The sequence below is a fragment of the Flavobacterium panici genome, from assembly GCF_903819335.1.
GTDB lineage: Bacteria > Bacteroidota > Bacteroidia > Flavobacteriales > Flavobacteriaceae > Flavobacterium > Flavobacterium panici.
The window spans coordinates 1-21,756 of the sequence record NZ_CAIJDE010000047.1; the positions used below are offsets into that span (position 1 = coordinate 1).

Genomic DNA, 21,756 nt, shown 5'->3' on the forward strand with positions numbered 1-21,756 from the left:
TGTTTTAAATGCTGTGAGAAACAAAATAATCCATCGAGTTTTTGCAGTAATAAAAAACCAAACCTTTTATGAAAAAGATTTGGTTTTATCATAGAAATCGAAATGACAAACAGTATCTTGACTTATTGGATAAAAAAACTTTGCGACTTCGCGACTTTGCGAGATTAATTCAATTATAGCTTACTTTCTTTCGCTAATGCTACTTCTAAGCTTTCGAAATTTGGCAGGACTTTAGAAATCAATCCTTCTTTGTTTAGAATAAAATGTGTTGGGAATGAATTTAGCTGTAAAGATTCATTCATATACTCTTTCATGTCTGGAATTACAGTATACGAAAGTGGTTTTCTGGCTAAGAATGTTTTTAATTGTTCCGGCGAATCTTCGGCTAAACTTATAAATAGAATATCTTTTCGGTCTTTATATTCTTCTGTTAGTTTATTTACCTGCGGAAATTCTCTTATACATGGTGTACAGTGAATATACCAGCATTTTATAACGATTATTTTTCCTTTCATTGTTTCGTTTGAAACTTCATTTCCATTTAAATCTTTAAATGAAAATGGTGGAAAAGCGGTTCCTTCCATTTTATAGTTTTTAAGGGCGTCAAAACCAATTTGGTTGATGGTGGCTTTTATACTGGTATCTGTTTTTGGCTGAATTTTGAATAGCTTATAATAATAAACCGAATCTTCTGATTTTAATCTAACTGGAATGAAATTTCCATTTGCTAACTGATCTAAAAAAGCTTCTTTTGAAATTTCTTTTGTAGAAGAATCAAGCGCAATAAAATCTCTGGAAAGCATTATGTTTTTACTTTGATAGGCAGACCAATCTCCAAAAGTTTTTTGAATTTGAATGGGATTTACTTCCGGATTTCCAAATTTATTTTGAGCGAAAGAAAAAGTGAAAAATAAAAATGCGATTATAATGGTGATGAAGTTTTTCATAAAGATTTTATGCAATAATTCTGGAGTCAAAAGTACTTAAAATAGTTTGCAATTTGGGTTTTAATCGTGAAGAAATGGCACGCGGATGATATGGATTCGCTATCGCGAAAACGCGGATTTATGCGGATTATATTCCCTTTTTATAATGCACCATAATCTTGTCATCCGGAGGAACAAAATGTTTAATGAAACTGAATGTCCTAGCCCTGATAGTAGTGGAAATCCTTTTGTGTCTCGTTTCTTTAACGAGACACAAAAGATTGGAGCGGATAGCAGGAAATAGCTCCTAAAAAATCATCATCACTTTATTTCATTATAAACCATAAAAAAACCTGGCAATATAATTGCCAGGTTCATAATGCGCTCCTCAAGGAGAAAACCAAATAACAAATCTCCTTAATTCACTGCATTTATTCGAAATAAAAATTAGATTAAAAAATAAATAACCAAACTCAATTTTAACCGTCCCAATACTTTTATTTCTAAATTTTCAATCATTTCATTCTAGTTTAAAAAGTTCATTACTTTAAATGATTTCTTGTTTCCAGATTTGTCTGTTACTACAACTAAAAACAATTGTTTAGTTGAGAAACTATGACTTTGAAGCAATACTTCTTTATTGTTTTGAACGTTTCTGTGACTTACTAAATTTTGTCCAACTATGTTGAATACATCAACTTGCGCGATATCTTCGTTTTCATTTGAAACTGATAATGCATTGTTTTTAAAATATGCTATCGTTGTATTATTTTTTGAAGAAATATCATCAAGAGCTAATGTTTTTGCTGCACCTTGTGATGCGAAATAAGCTGCATACGCTTTAGACAATTCTGATGAATTACCACAAGAAGAGGCATCCCAGTTTACAGACCAAGTCATTAAACCTCTTAAAGAAGGATAAGGTCCGCCTGGCTGCATAGTATATGTTCTTCCTGTAAAAGTAGTTCCGGTTCTTAAATAATGCATAGCATTTATTCCTTCTTGCGGTGTTAAATAACCGCTGCCTGCTGCACTCGGACAAGCCGGTAATGCAATAAGAACTTTTGAAGCTGGTAAACCATCAAAACGCATTCCTGTTGAAGCAATGTTATATCCTTTTATAACCATATCAGTCAATGCTGTAACCATATTTGATTTCTTAGCTGAACCGTAATATTGACCATCTAATCCGTTTTCTCCTCCTGTATTATACAATTGTACTGCTAACAAATCTAATTCATTACGTAAATTTTGTATGATTGGAAGGAACGAACCAAAAGTATCTGTATAGGTAGAATATCCGCCTTGTACATATTGTGTTTCCGGAGCTGCAGTTAATAAGAATCCTGGGCCATAGTAAGCTTTTAATTCTTTGAAAGCATCTACTACGTTTTTCAATCTTGGATAAGCAGAAATTCCCGCATAAGAAATATCTCTTAGATTTCCTGCACTAAAATTCATCGATCCACCTTCAAAATCAATATCAACTCCATCAAATTGATACTCGTCGATAATTGCTTTTAGACCATTAACAAAAATATTTTTTTGAGTAACATTCTCTAAAACAACATGACCATTTTGACCTCCAATAGAAACAATAACAGGAACGCCGCTATCTCTTAATGATTTTATATCATTTTTCAACAATTGCTTATTGAAAACACCATTGGTCAAATATCTATTGTCATTTGTAGTTAATACTGGTGTATAACCATCACGATTAACTGTTTCTACGAAAGAATAATCAACTACGTTAAATTTACTTCCAACCATTTGAGAGAAATATAAAAATGGAGCACCAGCATTTTCCCAAGAATGTGCATATCCTAAAATAATTTTAGATGGAAGCGGAATGAATCTATTTGTACCTACTTGAGCAATTTTAATGGTATTGTTTAAGGTAGTTAAACCAGATTGATTATCTGTTGCTTTGATTACAACTGGATAATCCTGATAAGCAGATGGTGTAAAATTATACGTATAGGTATTATTTGTACCTGCTGTCATGTTAAATGTACCTCCATTTATGGTAATTGTAACACCTGAAACCGATCCGTTACTATCAACAGCTGTAACTGAAATTGGCACAGCCTGGAAAGAATTTTGGTATACAGTAGCAGATGGTGAATTCCAAGTAATTACAGGTAATGAATTAGGACAGTTTGAACCTGAACAAGTTAATGTAAAACTATATGTTTTTGCCTCTGTTGTTCCGTTTGATGCAGTAGCCGTAACAGTTAACGTATGAGAAGCCGAAAACTGATTTGCTGCTGGTGTCCAACTCGCTGTATAAGTTCCTGAAGAATTTGAAGCACTTATAGTTTGTCCGTCTAAACTAAATACAACAGATGAGATTGTAGTAGCATCTGCGGCACTTAATCCAACAGTTGCCACAAAATTAATTGATGATCCTAAATTTATAGCAATCGCCGAAGCTGTTGGCGCTGTAATAGTAACTACTGGCTTAGTCGCAACTACCGCTTGTCTATTAAAATTATAAACTGTTGGAGTTGTTGGAACTGCAAAATTGGCTAAGTTATTTGGGTAATAAGTTTGTTCCCCATTTTCCCATGTATTTAATTTCAAACTTAAAATTTGTGAATAACCCGCTACAACTGAATTATCGAAAGTATAATTTCCTGATGCATCTGTTGTTGCTAAAACACTTTTCCAGTTATGTGTATTATCTGTCCAAGGTAAAACAATTTCTACTTTTGCACCAGCAACCGGAGTTGTTCCGTTTTTAACTGTTCCGCTAATTAAGTTTGCCTGAACTTGTGCTGCTTTTGCTGTAGAACTTGTATTAAAGTTATAAACTGTTGGGTTTGCAGGAACTGGGAAGTTTGCCAGATTATTTGGAAAATAAGCTGTTTCTCCGTTTTCCCAAGAGTTTAATTTCAAACTTGTAATGGTTGTATAACCTGCTACAACTGAATTATCAAAACTGTATTTTCCTTGTGAATCTGTTGTTGCTAAAACGCTTTTCCAGTTGTGAGTGCTGTCTGTCCAAGGTAAAACTATTTCAACTTTTGCGCCAGCAACCGGAGTTGTTCCGTTTTTAACTGTTCCGCTGATTTTGCTTGAAGGAACTACAATAACATCTTGTGAGAAGTTTAATGTTTTATTGGCATTTAAGTTAGAGTAAACTGTTGAAGCAGGAGTAAAAGTTTGTCCTGTCAAAGCAGCTGTTACTGTATAATTTCCGCCAGAAGCCAATGTAAGTGAATAAGCTCCGCTTGAATTAGTTGTTGCAGTAACATTTCCTGCTGTAGAAGATGCTGTAACTGTCACACCAGAAACTGCAGTTGATCCGTTTAGAACTGTTCCGCTAACTGTGTAAGTTACAACTGCTGCTCCCTGGGTAAAATTCAACGTTTTGTTTGAATCAATTGCGTTGTAAACTGTAGAAGCTGGCGTGTATGAAAATCCAGTTTTTGCAGCAGTAACTGTATAATTTAATCCAGCTGTTAAACCTGCAACGCTGTAAACTCCGCTTGCGTTTGAAACTGCTGTTAATGTTGAACTTCCTGAAACTGCAGAAACTGTTACGCCAGAAACTGGAGTCGATCCGTTAAGAACTGTTCCGCTTACTGTATATGTTGGCTGTGTTCCGTTGATGATAACTCCTGTTTGATTCACAACAACATTTGTTAAAGTTACCGGAGTAAAAGTATAAGTCGCTTTTAATGCCGTAACGGTATAATTTTGTCCAGAAGTTAGGCTGTTGAATGTAAAATTCCCTGTAGCCGAAACTATTGTCTGAATTACTGCATTGCTTGCATTACGCAATTCAACTGTAACATCTGTAACTAAAGCTGATCCATTTTTTGCAGAACCAGAAATACTTACTGTTCCCGGAACAATGCTTCCAAAAGAAGTATCAACCTGAGTTAATAATGAATTTGGAATTGAGCCTCTTGTATCCTGAGATAATTCCCAAATCATACCTCCAGCTAAGTTTCTTGATTTAATATACTGCACTTTTAAATCCATTGATTGTTTATCTTCATAAGAAATAAACTGTTTTAAAGTAGCATTATATAAATAAGGAACTTTTGTAGTATTATCAAAATATCTTACCCATCCTGCTGAAGCTGCACTTGGTGTAACCTGCATTGTATTTGGATCTAAATAAGCATGTGAGTTTGTAACCGGATTTCCGACTAAATCACAAATTTCGATACTTCCTGATTTTTCACAAGCTCCAGAGCCATCCCATGTTCCTGTTGGGTTTTGTGGATTTGTACATCCAGGAACTACATATCTTGGCGCTGCAACAAACAATCCATTTGTTGAATTTGTGGCGACATTATCGAATTTTTTTCCATAAAAAGGTAATCCCATGATTAATTTATTGGCTGGGAAACCAATTACGTTTAGGTATTGATTAGTCAATTCATCCAATGATTCAGATTGTGTTGCACCATACAACGGATCGTTAGGATTTCCACTTGCGTATAAAGGGGCATTGTAGCATGTTTTATCATACCAGTTTCCTCCAAAATCATATCCAAAATAAGTGATATAATCGCAATAAGTAGAAATGTCTTCTGTCATTCCATATTGTGCCCTGTTATTTGGTCCTAAATATTGTTTAGAAACATTTCTAACATTGTTTCCTGCCGCAATTGTAACCAGTTTATTTGGCATTGCCTGACGCATTGCTTTCAATAATAAAACTAAATTTTTGTTGTCATCCGGACTGTATTTTTGCGGAGGAACAGGCGAACCATTTACAATTTCTGTACCGTCAGTTCCACCCGAAAGAGGATATTCCCAATCGATATCAAAACCATCAATAAACGGATAAGTAACAATGAAGTTTGCCATATCTGCAGCCAATGCGGCTCTTGCCACAGGACTTGCAGCAATTGGAGAAAGATCCTGGCCTTTTGTCCAGCCTCCAACAGAAATTAAGACTTTTAAATGAGGATACTTTTCTTTTAACTTTTTCAAGTCATAAAAGTTTCCTTTTACCGGAGCATCCCACGGGATTCCACCTTCCATATGCTCAAAATCAGCATAGGTATCCAAACATTTTAATTTTGTATTCTCCGGATGTGCCGGATCATACGTTGTGCCATAAAAAGAATAATTTAAATGCGTAATTTTACTTCCATCAATTTTCGGAACGTTGAAATCCCGGGCATAAATAGACCATTGCGCATAATACCCCACTACTTTCTTTCCGTGGGCGGGTTGGGCCAACGCAAGTAGGGGAAACAATAACAAAAAGAGCAATCTGTAATAATGTTTCATAATTAATAAATATTGGTTAATAGAAAATAAATAATTGGGCCGAAGCAGTTTTTACTGCCAGGTTTCTCTCAACACAGGTTGGAAGGCTGCGTCGATTGGAAATAAACTCAAATTAAATTCTATAGATAAATATTACTATTACTGATTTTTCATAATCATTAGCCAATAGTAGTGATTGATATTTATTTATAATTTTTAAAAAAATTAATATTAAATACAAATGATAAATTTGGGACTACTCATCAATCTATACTCTTTTGTTGTCATGTTTGGGTATTCTTTCTATTTGGTTTTTTAAAATGTTAATACTCCGTTAGTGGTTATTTTTTTATGCTTTATATTATTCGAAGACTAAAATGAGATTTGCGAAGTTTAACATAATTACCTCTACCAGAGGTTACTTCTGGCAGAGATAACTAACACTCAAAACATTAGTGGTAACTTAAACTTACTAAATACTAATTCAAACCAACCTTAAATTAATTTCTTTAAACTCTCATAAACTGACAACTCGACGTCAGCATGATCTTTTGTATTGCATTGCTCTATTAAGCTTTTTAAATCTGCAGCTTTAAGAGTAGATTTATTATCTAAAACAAGCAGTAATTCCTGCGATGCATCACTTAATTTTTTTGATAAAGGAAGTATTGGCTGTACTAAAGGTGCATTTGCACTCAACTCAATTAATCCTTTATTTAGGGTAATCCATTTATTGAAAAATGATGCAACTTTTGCTTTATTCTCTTCTGATTTATTTGCTAAATATTGTGTTACTGCATCATTAAAAGCTAAAGATTCTTTAGCATCAGGAGTACACGCATCAGCAAAAAGTGTCAGCGGAGAATACATTTGATATTCTGTTCCGCCTTTGTTTCTTGTATATCCTTTTAATGGTTCACAAACATTAGAAAACTCATTAATCGATTCCAGGTTTTGATTATTCGTGATATTTCTTAGAATAACATCTTTGTTTTTAATATGTGTTAAGCCTAATTCTTCTAATCTAAAAGAAACATTATCAAGGCGTTTACGCATACTGGCAAGATCAGTAACAGTTTCAGCAGACCAAAGTCTTTCTGCAATTGCAGCAGTTCTTGGCCAAACTCTTGAATCTATTGTTTCTGGCGTTGTAAGTTCTGTCCACATGGTAGCTTCACCACCTAAAATTCTTGCTTTTTCTTCTGCAGATAAATCAGCTCCTTTTGGCATTGGGTCATTTAAATAATGACTTGCAACCGGATACATTAAGTCAATATAATACCCATTTGATAAAACTGTTTTATAGCCTTTTTTTACTGCATCCACTAATGACTGCCCTGGTGCAACTCCTTCATTTGGACCTCTCCATGAATGTACAATTGCTTCTTTTGAAAGATCTTTAGTTAAAATTTCTTCCCAGCCCATTAATTGTTTTCCGTGCTTTTTAAGCATCGGAGCTAACTGCATGGTGAAATACGTTTGTAATTCGTGATTTGTTTTTAAATTATGTTTCTTTTTAAATTCCTGAATTTTCGGATTGGCATCCCAATCTTTCCCTTCGTTCTCATCTCCCCCAATATGAAAATAAGCTCCGGGAAATAATGGGCATACCTCATCAAAAAGTTCACTTAAGATTTTATACGTTTTAGGATTTGAAGGATCTAATGTTGGAGTAAAAATTCCCGCATTTCTTTCAATTCCATAGGTACTAATTGCTGTACCTTGAATATTTTTTTCAGAAGTTCCTCCTGTCAATGTGATCACTTTGCTCCCTATTTCCGGGTAAGCCGTAAGTATTGCAGATCCGTGACCCGGAACATCTATTTCCGGAACTATTAAAATACCGCGCTCATCAGCATATTTTACGATATTTCTAATTTCCTCTTGTGTGTAATACAATCCATCCGAAGCTAATTCGATTAGTTTTGGATGTTTTTTAGTTTCGATTCTCCAGCCTTGATCATCAACCAAATGCCAGTGAAAAACATTCATTTTCATTGCTGCCAATGCATCAATATTTCTTTTGATTACATCTACAGGCTGAAAATGTCTTGCTGCATCAATCATTAAACCTCTCCAGGTAAATCTTGGAAAATCTGAGATTTGAGATACCGGAAAATAAAATGATTTACTGTCATTTTTCAGCAATTGCAATAACGTTTCTAATCCGTGCAAAGCACCTAAATCGCTTGTTGCATTGATCGTTATTTTGTTTGATTTTATATCTAAGCTGTAACTTTCGTCTTCGTATAAACCAATTTTTCCGTTTTTATCACAGTTAATCTGTAATTCAGCGTTTGGAAATTCGTTTAGTTTAGAAATAAAACCTTGTTCGAAAAATATACCTGTTCTACCATCTAATCGGCGCAAAAAACGAGTTACTCCACCAAAAATTCTTGGATTTGGATTTCCGGAAATATTAACTTTAAAATTTTTGCTTAAAGTAAAATTTCCATCATTTACAACAACATTCTGAGGCCAGGGCATAAGGTTCAACTGCTCTTTTTTAACCTGAGCACCTGCTGTTACACCCGCTAATAGTAGTACAAATAAATATTTCATTTTTATTTTTTTTGGTCAGATGCTTTTCTGAAACATCCATTTAAATTATAAAAAAAACAAAACTCAGAAAGACTTCTGCTTACCTCACTTATCGCTTTGAGGTCTATCTGAATTTTGAAATTTTGATTCGCTCTCACCCGAATCTAAAAAAAACAACTTTAATAATCAAAACGCTTAAAAGCTTCAATAGCTTCGTATTCTGCCAGTCCCAATTCATCATACAGTACAGCTGTATTTTTATTTCGATCTTCCGCTCTTACCCAGAATTCTCGAGAATCGTTTCCTTGAAACATTACCCTGTCTTTTTGAGACTGATGGTATAAAATGGCATGACGCTTTAATAAAACTTCTGACGGAGAAAGTGGTACCGCCATATCTATTTCATGAATATCCCACTCGTGCCAGGCTCCTCTGTAAAGCCATAGCCAGCAGTCGTCCATGTATTTTTCTGGTTTTAATTGTTTCATTGCTGCAAAAATAGCATTCAGACAAACTTCGTGCGTTCCGTGCGGATCGGCAAGATCTCCTGCTGCAAATACCTGATGTGGCTTTATTTTTGCAATAATATCTTTTACAATAGCAATATCTTCTGGCCCTAACGGATTCTTTTTAACTTGTCCTGTTTCATAAAAAGGAAGGTCTAAAAAGTGTGTATTTTCATCTTTTAAGCCAATGTATCTTGTTGCTGCATAAGATTCTCTTCTTCTAATTAATCCTTTTAGTTTTCTAACTTCCAGAGAATCGATTTGATTTTCTGATTTGTTATTTAAAAATTCAATTACAGATTTGAAGTTGATGTCATTTGGAAGATTTCCACCAGTGAAATCATTACAAACCTCAGCAAATTTTAATGCCTCATCATCTGTAACTGCAATATTTCCAGAGGTTTGATATACTACGTGTACATCATGACCTTGTTTAATCAATTTTGAAAATGTTCCCCCCATCGAAATCACGTCATCATCTGGATGCGGACTGAAAAGGATAACTCTTTTTTTAGCTGGATTAGCTCTCTCCGGACGATGAGAATCGTCTGTATTTGGTTTTCCACCCGGCCATCCAGTAATGGTGTGCTGCAATACGTTAAACATATTGATGTTCAAATCGTAAGCAGAACCTTCTTGTGCTAATAAATCAGACATACCGTTGTTGTTGTAATCACGGTCTGTTAATTTTAAAATAGATTGGTTTGTTTTTTGGCAAAGCCAAACAATCGCTTTACTTTTTAATTCTTGTGTCCAAATACATTCTCCAACAAGCCAAGGCGTTTTAAAACGTGTTAACTCTGATGCTGCAGACTGATCTAATACAAAAGTTGCATTTGGATGATTTTGTAAAAATGTCGCAGGAACTTCAGAACTAATATCACCCTGAACAGTTCTCTTGATGATATCGGCTTTGTTTTGTCCCCAAGCCATTAATACGATTCTTTTAGATCTCATAATGGTAGAAACTCCCATTGTGATGGCTCTTTTTGGAACGTTGTCGATTCCGTTAAAGTCAGATGAAGCATCTACTCTTGTAATGTGATCCAGTGTAATAATTCTTGTTCCGGAATTGATGTGTGAACCTGGCTCGTTGAAACCAACGTGACCTGTACGTCCAATTCCTAATAACTGAAAGTCTAAACCTCCAGCTTGTTTAATATTCATTTCATAGTCGATACAATATTGATTTAATTCATCAATAGAAACTGTACCATCAGGAATATTAACATTTTCAGGTTTAATATCAATATGATTAAAAAGATGCTGGTGCATGAAATAATGATAGCTCTGATTGTTTTCTCTATTCATTGGATAATATTCATCCAGGTTAAAAGTGATTACATTGCTAAAGCTTAGTCCTTCTTCTCTGTGCATTCTAACTAATTCCTCATATACTTTTATAGGAGAAGATCCTGTTGCCAAACCAAGCACGCAAGATTTATTTTTTTCCTGCTTAGATCTAATTAACTGAGCGATTTCCTGCGCTACAATTACCGATGCTTCAGCAGAACTTTTGAAGATTTCGTTGTGAATTTTTTCAAATCGTGTTTCTTCAAATTTTCCGGCGCTTTTATAGCTGATATCAGGTTTTGTTTCTAAAGCACTTTTCATTTTTTTTCTTTTTTTGGTATGTACAATTTTGGTTTTTGAAACGGTATAAGCAATTTGCATTTCTTATACCGTTTACTAACCAAACTTAAAATCTTAAATCTCTATTTTTTTAGAAGTTTGCTCCGGTAGTATCCCACCAAAGTCTTGTTCCACCATTATCAGGACCTCCAAGTTTAGCAACTCCTGTCGCAACACCACCAGCATTTCCAGCTTTTTCTGATTGTACAAAGTTTATTCTTCGTACACCAAATTCAGTAGTGATTGTTGTTCCACTATAATTTTTAAGAACCGGGAATAATTTTGGATAACCTGTTCTTCTGTAATCAGACCAAGCTTCTTGTCCTTCAGGGAAACCAGCAATCCATTTTTGAGTGATGATTTTTTGTAATTTCACTTCGTTAGTTGCAGCTGCATCCCACGCGATAGTCACATTATTTAAAGCTGGAGAATTATTTACAGGGAAGTTAGGATCAACATAAGCTTTTGCTGTTTTAACATTATCAGCAATATAAGCTGCCGCTCCTGAAGCTCCTCTTTGTTCAAATGAAGCTGCAATACCTGCTTCATATAAAGATTTAGCGTCTCCACCCATATTCCATCCTCTTAATGCACCTTCTGCTCTTAAGAAATAAGCTTCTGCAGTCGTGAATAAAACAATTTCTTTTGATCTTACAACAGCTCCAATTCCTGAGAAATCCTGGTGATCTGATTTTGCAGCAATATCAATACCTGTACGAACTCCTTTATATTGTCCTGGGAATTGAGTAGATGTATCAAAATAAGTAGCTAATCTTGGATCATTATATCCACCCATGATTGATTCCATATCTGCAGACATACGAATGTCTAACCAAGCTCCACTAATTGTAGCAATTGGGTTTGTGTAAACCGGTGATACAACTTTGAATAAATCAGCATTTGTTGTGAATACACCATATTTATGGGCAATTGCTTTTTCTGCTTGTGTTTTTGCTAATGCTGGGTTTACCTTAACAATACGCATTGCTAATCTTAAACGCAGTGTGTTTGCAAATTTTGCCCAGGCCTTATAACTTCCGCCATAACCAGACATATCTGTTGTTGCGAATGTCGAAGCTTCTCCAGCATCTTCTCTTTTAGTTAATTCTGCTACTGCAAAATCTAATTCACTAAACATTTGGTTGTAAACTTCTTGTTGAGAATCATATTCAATAGTCGAATCTGTAGTTCCAAATTTAGAATAAATGATAGGTCCAAAAGTATCTGTAAGTCTGTGCATACCTTCTACTTTCAAGATTAATGACAATGCATAAAACTGATCGTATTTACCTTTAGATTTTTGAGCAATATCGTATGCATTAAACATTACGTTACTATATGCGTAATCCCAAATAAATCCGTTCCAACCATCAACTAATGAATAAGTTGTATTGTTTATTCCTCCTGCAAAACCTGTTGGGGTAGCCATGTACCCAGACCAGATATCACAGTTTAATCCTTGTTGTAATTGATAAACCCATTCTGGGGTTAATACCTGAATATTGTTAAACATTGGAGCAAATCCTCCTTTAATATGGTTAAAATCTTGTTCAAACAATTCAGGGGTAATACCGTTAGGATTGGTATTAATATCTTCAAAATCACCTGTACAACCCATTGCTGCAAGCAATGACATACATAGAGCCGCTTTTGTTATTTTATTTAGTTTCATGTTTTTAGTATTAGAAAGTTACATTTAAATTAAGACCGATACTTCTTGTAGATGGTTGTCCGTAAATATCAACACCTTGTAAACCTTCGCCTGTACTTAATGCAATATTTGGATCAAACGGTGCATCTTTGTAGATAAAGAATAAGTTTCTTGCTATTAATGAAACACTTGCAGTCTGAATAAATGGTAATCTTTTTGCGTTAAAATTATATCCTATAGAAATCTCTCTTACGCTTACGTTTGTTGCATCATATACATACTCTCCTGTAATACCTGCTCTACCACCAACTTGAGTGTAGTAAAGTTGAGCATCCATTGAAGTAACCGGAGTTCCGTCGCTTGCTCTTACTGCATTTATAGCTACACCACCAGCGTTTCTCGCGTCACCTGTTGCTCTAGATACACCAAAAGAATCATTTTGAGCTTGAGTCAAACTCATTACATTACCGCCAAAACGACCATCAATTAACACATTTGCAAAGAATGAACCAATTTTAAATGAGTTAGAGAAACCGATCATATAGTCAGGATTAGAATTACCTACTTCTTCAAAACCAGTTTTTTGGATTGTTCCGTCATCATTTAATAAAATTCTTCCCTGAGCATCTTTTTTAAAGTTAATACCTTCGATAACTCCAAATGGTCTTCCTTCGATTAAAGCATATCTGTAGCTGTTTACTCCAGCTTCAGTTAAGTTAACTCTACCTCCTAATTCAGTAGGGATTTCTTTTACTTTATTTTTATTTTGTGAAAAGTTCACGCTTGAATCCCATGAGAATTTATCTCCTCTGAAAATTCCAGCAGTAACTACTGCTTCAAAACCTTTGTTTTCGATACTACCTGCATTGATTCCGTAAAAATCAACTCCTTGAGAATTTCCTTTTGGAGCTACAACTTGTAAATATTGATTTTTAGTTTCTGAGTTATAGTATGATAATTCAAATGCAAATCTGTTGTTAAACATTCTCCATTCTGTACCAAGTTCGTACTCTGATTTTAATTCAGGTTTCAATGAAGTACCTTCTTTTGGAGCAACTTTTGGTTTTGGATCTGTAACTCCAGGAGTGTAATAGTAAGTTGGAACTGTTACGAAAGGATAAACATCATTACCAACCTCTGCGTAAGTTGCACGTACTTTACCAAAGTTGATAAACTCAGGAAGTGTAACCATTTCACTCAGAAGAGCTGTTAAACCTACAGATGGATAGAAATATCCTGCACTGTCTGTATTAGCTAAAGTTGATGACCAGTCATTTCTGGCAGCAACATCTAAGAATAACATATCTTTATATCCAAAAGTAGTAGCTGCAAATACAGACTGAACTTCTTTTCTTGTATCGATAGTTTGGTAATTTCCTGAATTGTTATTGAAGTTTTGTAATGTAAACCAGTTAGCATATTTTAATCCTCCGCCAATTCCAGAATCAAGAATTGTTTTTTGATTTCCTAAAGTATTAGTAACACTTGTACCAATGTTTGCATTAAAGCTAAAATCATCACTGAATTTTGTATTGATTGTAGCAATTAAATCAGCATAACGTTGTGTGCTTAAAGCATTTTCTACATAATATCTACCATTTATGTGAGAAATTGTTCCTTGTGTAGTAGCGTAGATTTTTTTATCAAAATCACTTTCTACTCTGTTATAACTGTATCTACCAGCAATACTTAACCAGTTATTAGCTTTATAAGTTAAAGATAATGCTCCGTTAAAGAAGTTATTTTTGTCTTCAGATTTATTTCTGTTAATTCCCCAATATGGGTTTTGCATAATATCTCTGTTTGTCATCCAGTTTTGAGCCATTAAGTTTCTGTTTGGATCAAAAACTTCATAATTATTTTTATAGTAATCAAAGTCATTTCCTCTTGGCATAAGGTAAACTCCAGTTAATGGGTTGAAATAAAAACCATTTACCGGTTTGTTGATGATAGTTTGAGAAGTATAGTTTGCATTTGCAGCAAAAAGAAGTTTATCATCAAAGAATTTAGCTGTTTGACGAATACCAAAGTTATTTTTCTTAATACTATTACCTGGCATAATTCCTGTTCCAGATGTATTAGAGTAAGTAAATGCTGTAGAAGAATTTTCAGATGAAGTTGAATAACCTACTGAAGTAATTTGAGTATTTCCTACTTGAAAAAAGTCTTTTACGTGATCTTTTGATTTTCCTGCAGCACCCCATGATTCATCAGCCCCTGGAGCAGCAACATAATCAGATTGGAATTTAGGTAAATATGCAGCTGATTCAAAAGTAGTTACAGATGAAACAGTAAGTAATGGTTTACCAGCTTTAGCTTTTTTAGAAGATAATAAGATAACTCCATTTGCTCCCTGGCTACCGTATAATACAGATGCAGCAGCACCTTTTAATACAGTCATACCTTCGTAATCGTCTGGGTTAATAAGTGAAACAACATCACCTCCATCACGGTTTCCTGTAGATGTACTACCAAAACTATCATTTGGCTGTCCTGAAGAACCATTATATAATGGAATACCATCAATAACATATAAAGGCTGATTGTTTGAAACAGAAGAGTTACCTCTAATTACTACTTTTGTAGAACCACCTGTACCACTTGAACTTTTAGTTACGGCAACACCGGCAATTTTTCCAGCAATAGTATTAACAAGGTTGGCATCTCTTACTCTTGTTAACTCTTCTCCTTTAAGCTCCTGAGCAGCATAAGTTAAAGATTTTCTAGTTTTCTTGATACCTAATGATGTTACTACAACCTCGTTAAGTGCATTTGACGCCGCAACTTGCATTTTTACATTAATTGTAGCAGCATCGCCTACAACTATATTTTGTGTCTCTAGGCCAACATAGGTAAAAACTAATGTCTGTCCTTTTTGAACGTCAATTGAGTACAATCCGTCAAAATCGGTAGTAGCACCTTTTTGACCTCCTTGTACAGCAACAGATGCACCTGGTAACGGCATCCCATCAGAATCTGTAATCACACCTTTAACGTTTTTTACTTGTGCAAGCGAAACCTGCGCCGTAAAAACAATCATAAAGATTAAGAAAATTTTTTTCATGTTTATTTATTTTGTTAGTTATGAGGTAAAATTATTCTTAAGGGATTGTTAAAAAAAATATATTATACAAACAGCTATAATTTTTAAACGAACGACATAAAACATTCAATAATCCGCTAACCGAAAACGTATTCGGTTCTATTAAAAGCATGTTTTATCCCATTTACGACCATTTTTATTCATAAATTTTACAATTCATTAAAAAAAATTTAAAATCTGCAAATATTTTTATATCTGCCATCTATATAAAAAATTTCGCTTCTTTCTGATTTACTCAGTCAAAAAGAAGCGAAAAACTTATTAATTTTAAAAAACTGTAAGAGAGCTATTTAATTACCGCAAATTCCTGAAGTTTTAAATTTTAAAGAAGAATATTTTTTATGAATAACATCTAATAAGGAATATTCCGTAAAAGAATCCTGTGCCAATTCCCAAATCATTATTCCTCCGGTATATTCTGCGGCATATTCGACTTTTCTCGAAATTGTGGGCCTGCCGTTGTAATATAATTTCCCTATTTCATCCTGATCTGCAAGTTGAGATCCCGCCTCTACTATTTGACCAAAAGTTGAACTGGTTACTTCTGGGAAAGTAAAATTATATCCGTAAAAAGGAACTCCAAGTGTTAATTTTTCACTTGGAACATTTTGCTGTTTATGCCAGAATTCAATTCCGCTTCTTGCAAACTCATAAGAACTGTGTTGTTCTACTTTAGTAGGACTCCACGGTCCTGTACTATCGTACGCCATTATATTTATAAAATCAAAAGCGTTTAAGGCTGCCGAATTTATATTTACAAATCGCACACTATTGGGTAAAGCTGCAGTTAAAAGTTTTTTATCATCTGCTAAACTCTTTTTTAATTCAACCACAAAACCGCTGTAACCAGATGTTACTGCATCCCATTCGAGATCAACATCGACTCCATCTAAATTATGGTCTTTTACAAATTTTAGAATATTTTGAATAAATGCCGGACGGTTTTCAGATTTATCAATTAATGACGACCAGTTTTTGGCCTGTTCTTCAGAAATAACGCCGCCTGCCAATGAAATACTTACAATAATATTTGGGTTTACTGATTTTGCGTATTTAACGACTGCATCAATATCTCCTGCAAATACTATGTTTCCATCTTTATCCGGATTTGCAAATGCAATATTTAAATGCGTTAGTTTACAAAACTGAATGGAAGAAATTTTACTGAAACTGTCTGTGGATAAATATCCAACAACTCTTGCTGTTTTCGTTTTTGTTTCTTCTGTATTATGCTCTTTTTCGTTGGTACAGCTATACACTGAAAAAAGAGAACTTATATAAAAAAGGATGCCTAATAAGGCTTTATTTTTTATCATAATTTTTTTAAATTTAATTAGAATGAAAATATAACCTTATTAGGCATAACTTTATATTTTTAGGATTTTATTTAGTTGGCATCCCACCAAACTTTATTCAGCCAATCATTTGTTCCTCCCATTCTTGATAATGCTTCTTTATAATTTTTCTCATTTTTCTGCATCTCATCATTAGGATAATATAAACGTTTTGGTGTAACTCCGTTTGTTTCTGAATCAGGGTTTGTTATCGGAATCAATACCGGGAATCCTGTTCTTCTCCAGTTTGAATATGCTTCAATACTATTAAAGATATAAGTGATCCAAAGCTGCGTTGAAATTTGTTTTAACTCTTGTCCGGCAACTAATGGTTTAGCATTTAGATAGGTATCGATTGCTGCTTGCGTTGCAGGCGTTGCTCCATAAATCTCTAATTGCTTAATACCTGCTTCAACTCCTTTTTTATAATAGTCTGTTGCAGAACCTGCAACCCAGCCTCTAAATGCTGCTTCAGCAAGTAACAATTGAGATTCTGAATAACTTACATGTAAAAATGGTGTTGTTTTTTGCTTAAAGTAAGATTGAATTCCAGAAGTTGAGCTTGCTCCCATTGGAACTTCCCACTGAAACAATCCTGGTTTTACTCCTTCATAAGGTGTTTCACCTGGCTGCAATGGTGCTCCCCAAGCAAGACTGCTCGTTGTTTTAGGAGTTGCATACATTGGTAATCTTGGATCTCCGTTGTCTCTTAAAAAGTCAATTACTAAAGTACTAAAGTGATCTCCATTTTCATTACCTACAAGTGCATAAGCCAATCCATTTCCTCTAAAATCAATCGATGCAGGATCATCATTAAAAGTAGCATCTAAATGCTTCATAATACAGTTATCAGCATTGCTTGTAAAAACTCCTGCCGCTAAAGCAGCTTTTACTTGTTTTTCTGCTTCTGCCGGTTTAATTTCAGAAATTCTCATTCCTAAACGTAATCTTAGTGTATTAGCTAATTTTTTCCATTTAGTAATATCTCCGCCATAGAACAAATCACCTTTTACAGCACCACCGTTAGCATTTAATTGATTATGAGCTTCTTCTAAATCATGAAAGAATGACATATAAATTTCTTCCTGTGTATCATATCTAGGTGTTACAATTCCTTTTGAGAAACCTAAACCTGCTTCAGAATAAGGAATATCTCCATAAATATCAGTAATACGCTGTGCTACCATTACTCTCATAATTTTAGCTACAGCATTCATATTTACAGCAGATTGATCTCCACTTGTTTTTTCAAGAATATCAACAACATTTTTCAATTCGTTTTGGTAACCATTTCTCCAAAGAGCAGTTGCATAACCATCATCTTTTTTAAATTTGCTTCCAAACTCAGTTACGTTCCATGCACCCGCATAATGCTGTACAAAACCTCCTGAATAAATTAAATTGGTTCTCCATTGGTAAAATCCGTCACCCGACATACACAATTGGGTAAACGTAAGCTGCCCAGCTGGATTTGCAGACAACGCAACCGGATCTTTTTCCAGTTCGTCAAAATTTTCGGTACAGCCTACTGCAGTAAACAATGTGAGCACAGCTATAATTATTTGTTTAAATTTCATAATTTCTTTTTTTAGAATGCAACTTTAATATTAAAACCGTACGATTGTCTAAATGGTAATGAGCCATATTCAAAACCTTGTCCGTTTCCAGAAGTATACATTGATTCTGGGTCAATATTTGGAAGATCTTTATTAAAAGTCAATAAGTTTCTTGCAAATGCCGAAACATAAATTGAACTTATTTTAGCTCCGCCAAAAACACTTGATGGTATTGTATATCCTAAACTAATTTCTCTCAATTTCACGTAAGATGCATCGTAAACAAATGGCGCTGGTGTATTGTTGAAAACTGTATTCCAGTAATCCTGAGGATTAACAGGTTTTGTATTTTTAACATAAACCGGGTTAGCAGCTGTTCCTGTGTTTACAACTCCTTCTGCAACATAACCTGCTGTAGGAACCCATGTAGACTGGCTAAAGTTAGGATCATTAGCAATAGCTTCTGCTCTTGCATGGTTATACGCATCTCTTCCGTCTGTAGTTACATCCAAAAGTCCTTTTGTTGCCGCTAATGAATTTGTCATAGAGTATACATCCATACCAAATTTCATATCGATCAAGAACTGTAATGTAATACCTTTATAAGTAAATCTGTTAGTTAAACCTGCAGCCCAGTCAGGAAGTCCTTTTCCTAATGCTACTTTTTCATCTGTAAACAATGGTAAACCATTTGCAGCTACTACTTTTTCTCCATTTTCATTTCTTAAGAAATCTCTACCCATAATAGTTCCGTATTGACCGCCAACCTGAGCAACAACAGCTGCTCCAGCCCAACGAGCTTCTGAAATTGTATAAGTACTAATGTCTGGATGCAATGAAAGAATCGAGTTTTTATTTTTTGAGAAGTTCAAATCAATTCCCCATTCAAAATTGTTTGTTTTTATTGGAGTACCAGATAAAAATACCTCGATACCTTCGTTACGTAATTTTCCTGCATTTACAGAAATAAATTCATAACCAGATGTTGCAGATGAAGGTAAATCAAGTGTTTGATCTGATGTATCTTCACGATATACTGTAATATCTGCTTTTAATCTGTTTTTGAAGAAAGCAGTTTCAAGTCCAAACTCAACTCCTGTTTTTGACTGATACGTTAAATTAGGATTTGGTGCCGCAGTATTTTTGATATTTACAACACTTTGACCATCATATGAAGAAAATGTAGTATAGTTTAATGCATTTTTATAAGCTCCCGGTGAATTTGAAACCTGTGCCCATGATGCTCTAAATTTACCATACGAAAAAGTATCATTTTGAATATTAAGTGCATCTGAGAATACAAATCCTAACGAACCTGCAGGATAAAAAGCACTTTCGTCACCGCTGTAGATTACACTAAACCAGTCATTTCTTCCAGTAAACTCTGCATATAAATATCCTTTATAATCTAATTTTGCAGAACCGTAAACTGAGTTTGTTCTTGTTTTAGTTTCAACCGGAGCATTTTCAGTTTTATTAACAAAATTACTGATGTATTCTGTACCCGGTTCAATAATTTTTGTTCCAAATCTTGAGTTTTGTTCTCTTCTAAAATCTCTTCTTGCTGTACCTAAAATTCCAGAAAAAGTTAAATCTTTAGCTAATTTAATATCGCTCAAAGTCGCAATAATATCGGTATTCATTTCTGATACATTAATATCATTTAAACCTAGATATCCTTCATCTCTTCCCGGCCAAGTACTTCCTGCAGCCATAAAATCTTTTGAACTAAAGGCATAAGTATCAAGACCTGTTCTAAAAGTTAAAGCGATCCATTTTTTTAGCTGATACGTTCCTGTAACGTTTCCTATAAAACGATTTTTAACAGATGTATTATGATTTTCTTCTGTTACAAAATATGGGTTCAATAAATAAACATTGCTGTTCCATGGATAAATCTGACCTGTATCATTATTTTTATAATTTTTCAGCCAGGCCTGATCTATGTTTGGAGCCAATCCGCTTAATGAATATCCTACGTTATTAGGAGAATCTCCAAGAGCTGGTCTGTTATTAGTATTTTCTGCGATATAATTTACGTTAGCATCCAAAGTAAATTTTTCTGCTTTTAATGTTGCATTTAATGTTGCATCATTTCTTTCTAATCCTGAATTTGGAATTACGTCGCTATTTTTCAGGTTATTGAAACCAAAACGAACATATCCGCTGTCATTACCTCCAGAAATAGCAATTCCGTTTGTTGTCGTAAATCCAGTTTTAAAGAAATCCTGAATATTGTTATCAACTTTAGCATAAGGTTTCATAGAACCATCAAATATTTTTACCTGCTGCCCTACTGACTCAGAAAATTTAGGTCCCCACGCATTTGTAGTATATCCATAAATTTCAGTTGGGGCTTTTGTTGGATCTGGCAATGCACCATTTGATCCAGTTCCATATTCACTTTGATAATCTGAATATTTCGCATTTACTCGGTCAAAATTTACTCCACTAGTTAATTCTACACGAAGTTTTCCTTTACTTCCCTTTTTAGTTGTAATTAAAATTACACCATTCAAAGCTCGTGAACCATACAAAGCTGCTGCTGCTGCTCCTTTAAGTACTGTTAAACTTTCAATGTTATTTGGGTTAATACTTGAAATACCATCTCCGTTATCACGTCCGTCAAACCATTTGCTTGTTGCAGCACTATCATTATTCAAACCTGAATTGTCGATTGGAACTCCGTCTACAATATAAAGAGGCTGGTTACTTTCACCAATACTTGAGATACCTCTAATAATAACTCTCGTACTTCCTCCAACACCTGTAGCTGGTATAGAAACGTCTACACCGGCAATTCTTCCAGATAAAGCTGTAGTTACATTGGTTGTAATAGCCTTGTTTAACTGCTCTCCTTTTACATCCTGAACGGCATAACCCAATTCTTTTTTCTGTCTCTTAATCCCTAATGCTGTAACAACAACTTCATTTAAATTTTGTGCGTCTTGAGTTAGCACAACATCTACAGTTGAAGAAGACCCAACTGTTACAGTTTTAGTTTTAATACCGATATACGAAAATACCAGAACATCTCCTGCAGATGCCTGAATCGTATACACACCGTCATAATCAGTTTGACTTGCCGTTTTTGTACCTTGAATAAGAATACTTACACCCGGCAGCGGCAGACCATTTTGGTCGCTTACCAAACCTTTGACCGTTTTTACCTGCGCAACAGACAATTGCGCCGTAAAGACAATCATAAAGATTAACATAATTTGTTTCATTTTTATCATGGTTTTTGATTAGTTAAGCGATAAATTTAT

At 34.5% G+C, this 21,756-nt stretch carries 9 protein-coding genes; all 9 read right to left on the reverse strand.

The annotated features are described in order from the left end of the window. Positions 1 to 173: 173 nt before the first annotated feature. A complete protein-coding gene (locus FLAPXU55_RS14570; protein ID WP_180858612.1) occupies positions 174 to 947 on the reverse strand; it encodes a TlpA family protein disulfide reductase in 774 nt (257 codons plus the stop codon). A 504-nt stretch (positions 948 to 1,451) separates the two neighbouring features. Then, positions 1,452 to 6,185 (reverse strand): T9SS-translocated chitinase ChiA, encoded by a 4,734-nt coding sequence (gene chiA / locus FLAPXU55_RS14575; protein ID WP_180858614.1) that lies wholly within the window; start codon positions 6,183 to 6,185, stop codon positions 1,452 to 1,454. A gap of 474 nt (positions 6,186 to 6,659) precedes the next feature. Continuing rightward, a complete protein-coding gene (locus FLAPXU55_RS14580; RefSeq protein WP_180858616.1) occupies positions 6,660 to 8,726 on the reverse strand; it encodes a beta-N-acetylhexosaminidase in 2,067 nt (688 codons plus the stop codon). Between the two features lie 158 nt (positions 8,727 to 8,884). After that, the gene (gene nagB, locus FLAPXU55_RS14585) at positions 8,885 to 10,825 is read right to left on the reverse strand and encodes a glucosamine-6-phosphate deaminase (protein ID WP_053470296.1); all 1,941 of its coding nucleotides are present in this window, start codon (positions 10,823 to 10,825) and stop codon (positions 8,885 to 8,887) included. Positions 10,826 to 10,934: 109 nt separating this feature from the next. After that, positions 10,935 to 12,515, reverse strand: a complete 1,581-nt coding sequence (locus FLAPXU55_RS14590) for a RagB/SusD family nutrient uptake outer membrane protein (protein ID WP_053470158.1) — start codon at positions 12,513 to 12,515, stop codon at positions 10,935 to 10,937. A 10-nt stretch (positions 12,516 to 12,525) separates the two neighbouring features. Next, entirely contained in the window at positions 12,526 to 15,558 is a 3,033-nt protein-coding gene (locus FLAPXU55_RS14595; protein WP_053470159.1) for a SusC/RagA family TonB-linked outer membrane protein, read from the reverse strand. 329 nt (positions 15,559 to 15,887) lie between these two features. Then, the gene (locus tag FLAPXU55_RS14600) at positions 15,888 to 16,913 is read right to left on the reverse strand and encodes a glycosyl hydrolase family 18 protein (RefSeq protein ID WP_180858618.1); all 1,026 of its coding nucleotides are present in this window, start codon (positions 16,911 to 16,913) and stop codon (positions 15,888 to 15,890) included. Between the two features lie 71 nt (positions 16,914 to 16,984). Next, on the reverse strand, positions 16,985 to 18,508 hold the full coding sequence (locus FLAPXU55_RS14605; RefSeq protein WP_180858620.1) for a SusD/RagB family nutrient-binding outer membrane lipoprotein: 1,524 nt from the start codon (positions 18,506 to 18,508) through the stop codon (positions 16,985 to 16,987). Between the two features lie 11 nt (positions 18,509 to 18,519). Further along, positions 18,520 to 21,717, reverse strand: coding sequence for a SusC/RagA family TonB-linked outer membrane protein (locus FLAPXU55_RS14610; RefSeq protein ID WP_180858630.1), 3,198 nt, complete (start codon positions 21,715 to 21,717; stop codon positions 18,520 to 18,522). Positions 21,718 to 21,756 lie beyond the last annotated feature (39 nt).

Bases quoted from the DNA above. Each gene is read 5' to 3' on its own strand.
- FLAPXU55_RS14600 (WP_180858618.1), bottom strand. From the start codon at position 16,913: ATGATAAAAAATAAAGCCTTATTAGGCATCCTTTTTTATATAAGTTCT.
- FLAPXU55_RS14570 (WP_180858612.1), bottom strand. From the start codon at position 947: ATGAAAAACTTCATCACCATTATAATCGCATTTTTATTTTTCACTTTT.
- FLAPXU55_RS14595 (WP_053470159.1), bottom strand. From the start codon at position 15,558: ATGAAAAAAATTTTCTTAATCTTTATGATTGTTTTTACGGCGCAGGTT.
- FLAPXU55_RS14580 (WP_180858616.1), bottom strand. From the start codon at position 8,726: ATGAAATATTTATTTGTACTACTATTAGCGGGTGTAACAGCAGGTGCT.
- chiA (WP_180858614.1), bottom strand. From the start codon at position 6,185: ATGAAACATTATTACAGATTGCTCTTTTTGTTATTGTTTCCCCTACTT.
- FLAPXU55_RS14605 (WP_180858620.1), bottom strand. From the start codon at position 18,508: ATGAAATTTAAACAAATAATTATAGCTGTGCTCACATTGTTTACTGCA.
- FLAPXU55_RS14610 (WP_180858630.1), bottom strand. From the start codon at position 21,717: ATGAAACAAATTATGTTAATCTTTATGATTGTCTTTACGGCGCAATTG.
- FLAPXU55_RS14590 (WP_053470158.1), bottom strand. From the start codon at position 12,515: ATGAAACTAAATAAAATAACAAAAGCGGCTCTATGTATGTCATTGCTT.
- nagB (WP_053470296.1), bottom strand. From the start codon at position 10,825: ATGAAAAGTGCTTTAGAAACAAAACCTGATATCAGCTATAAAAGCGCC.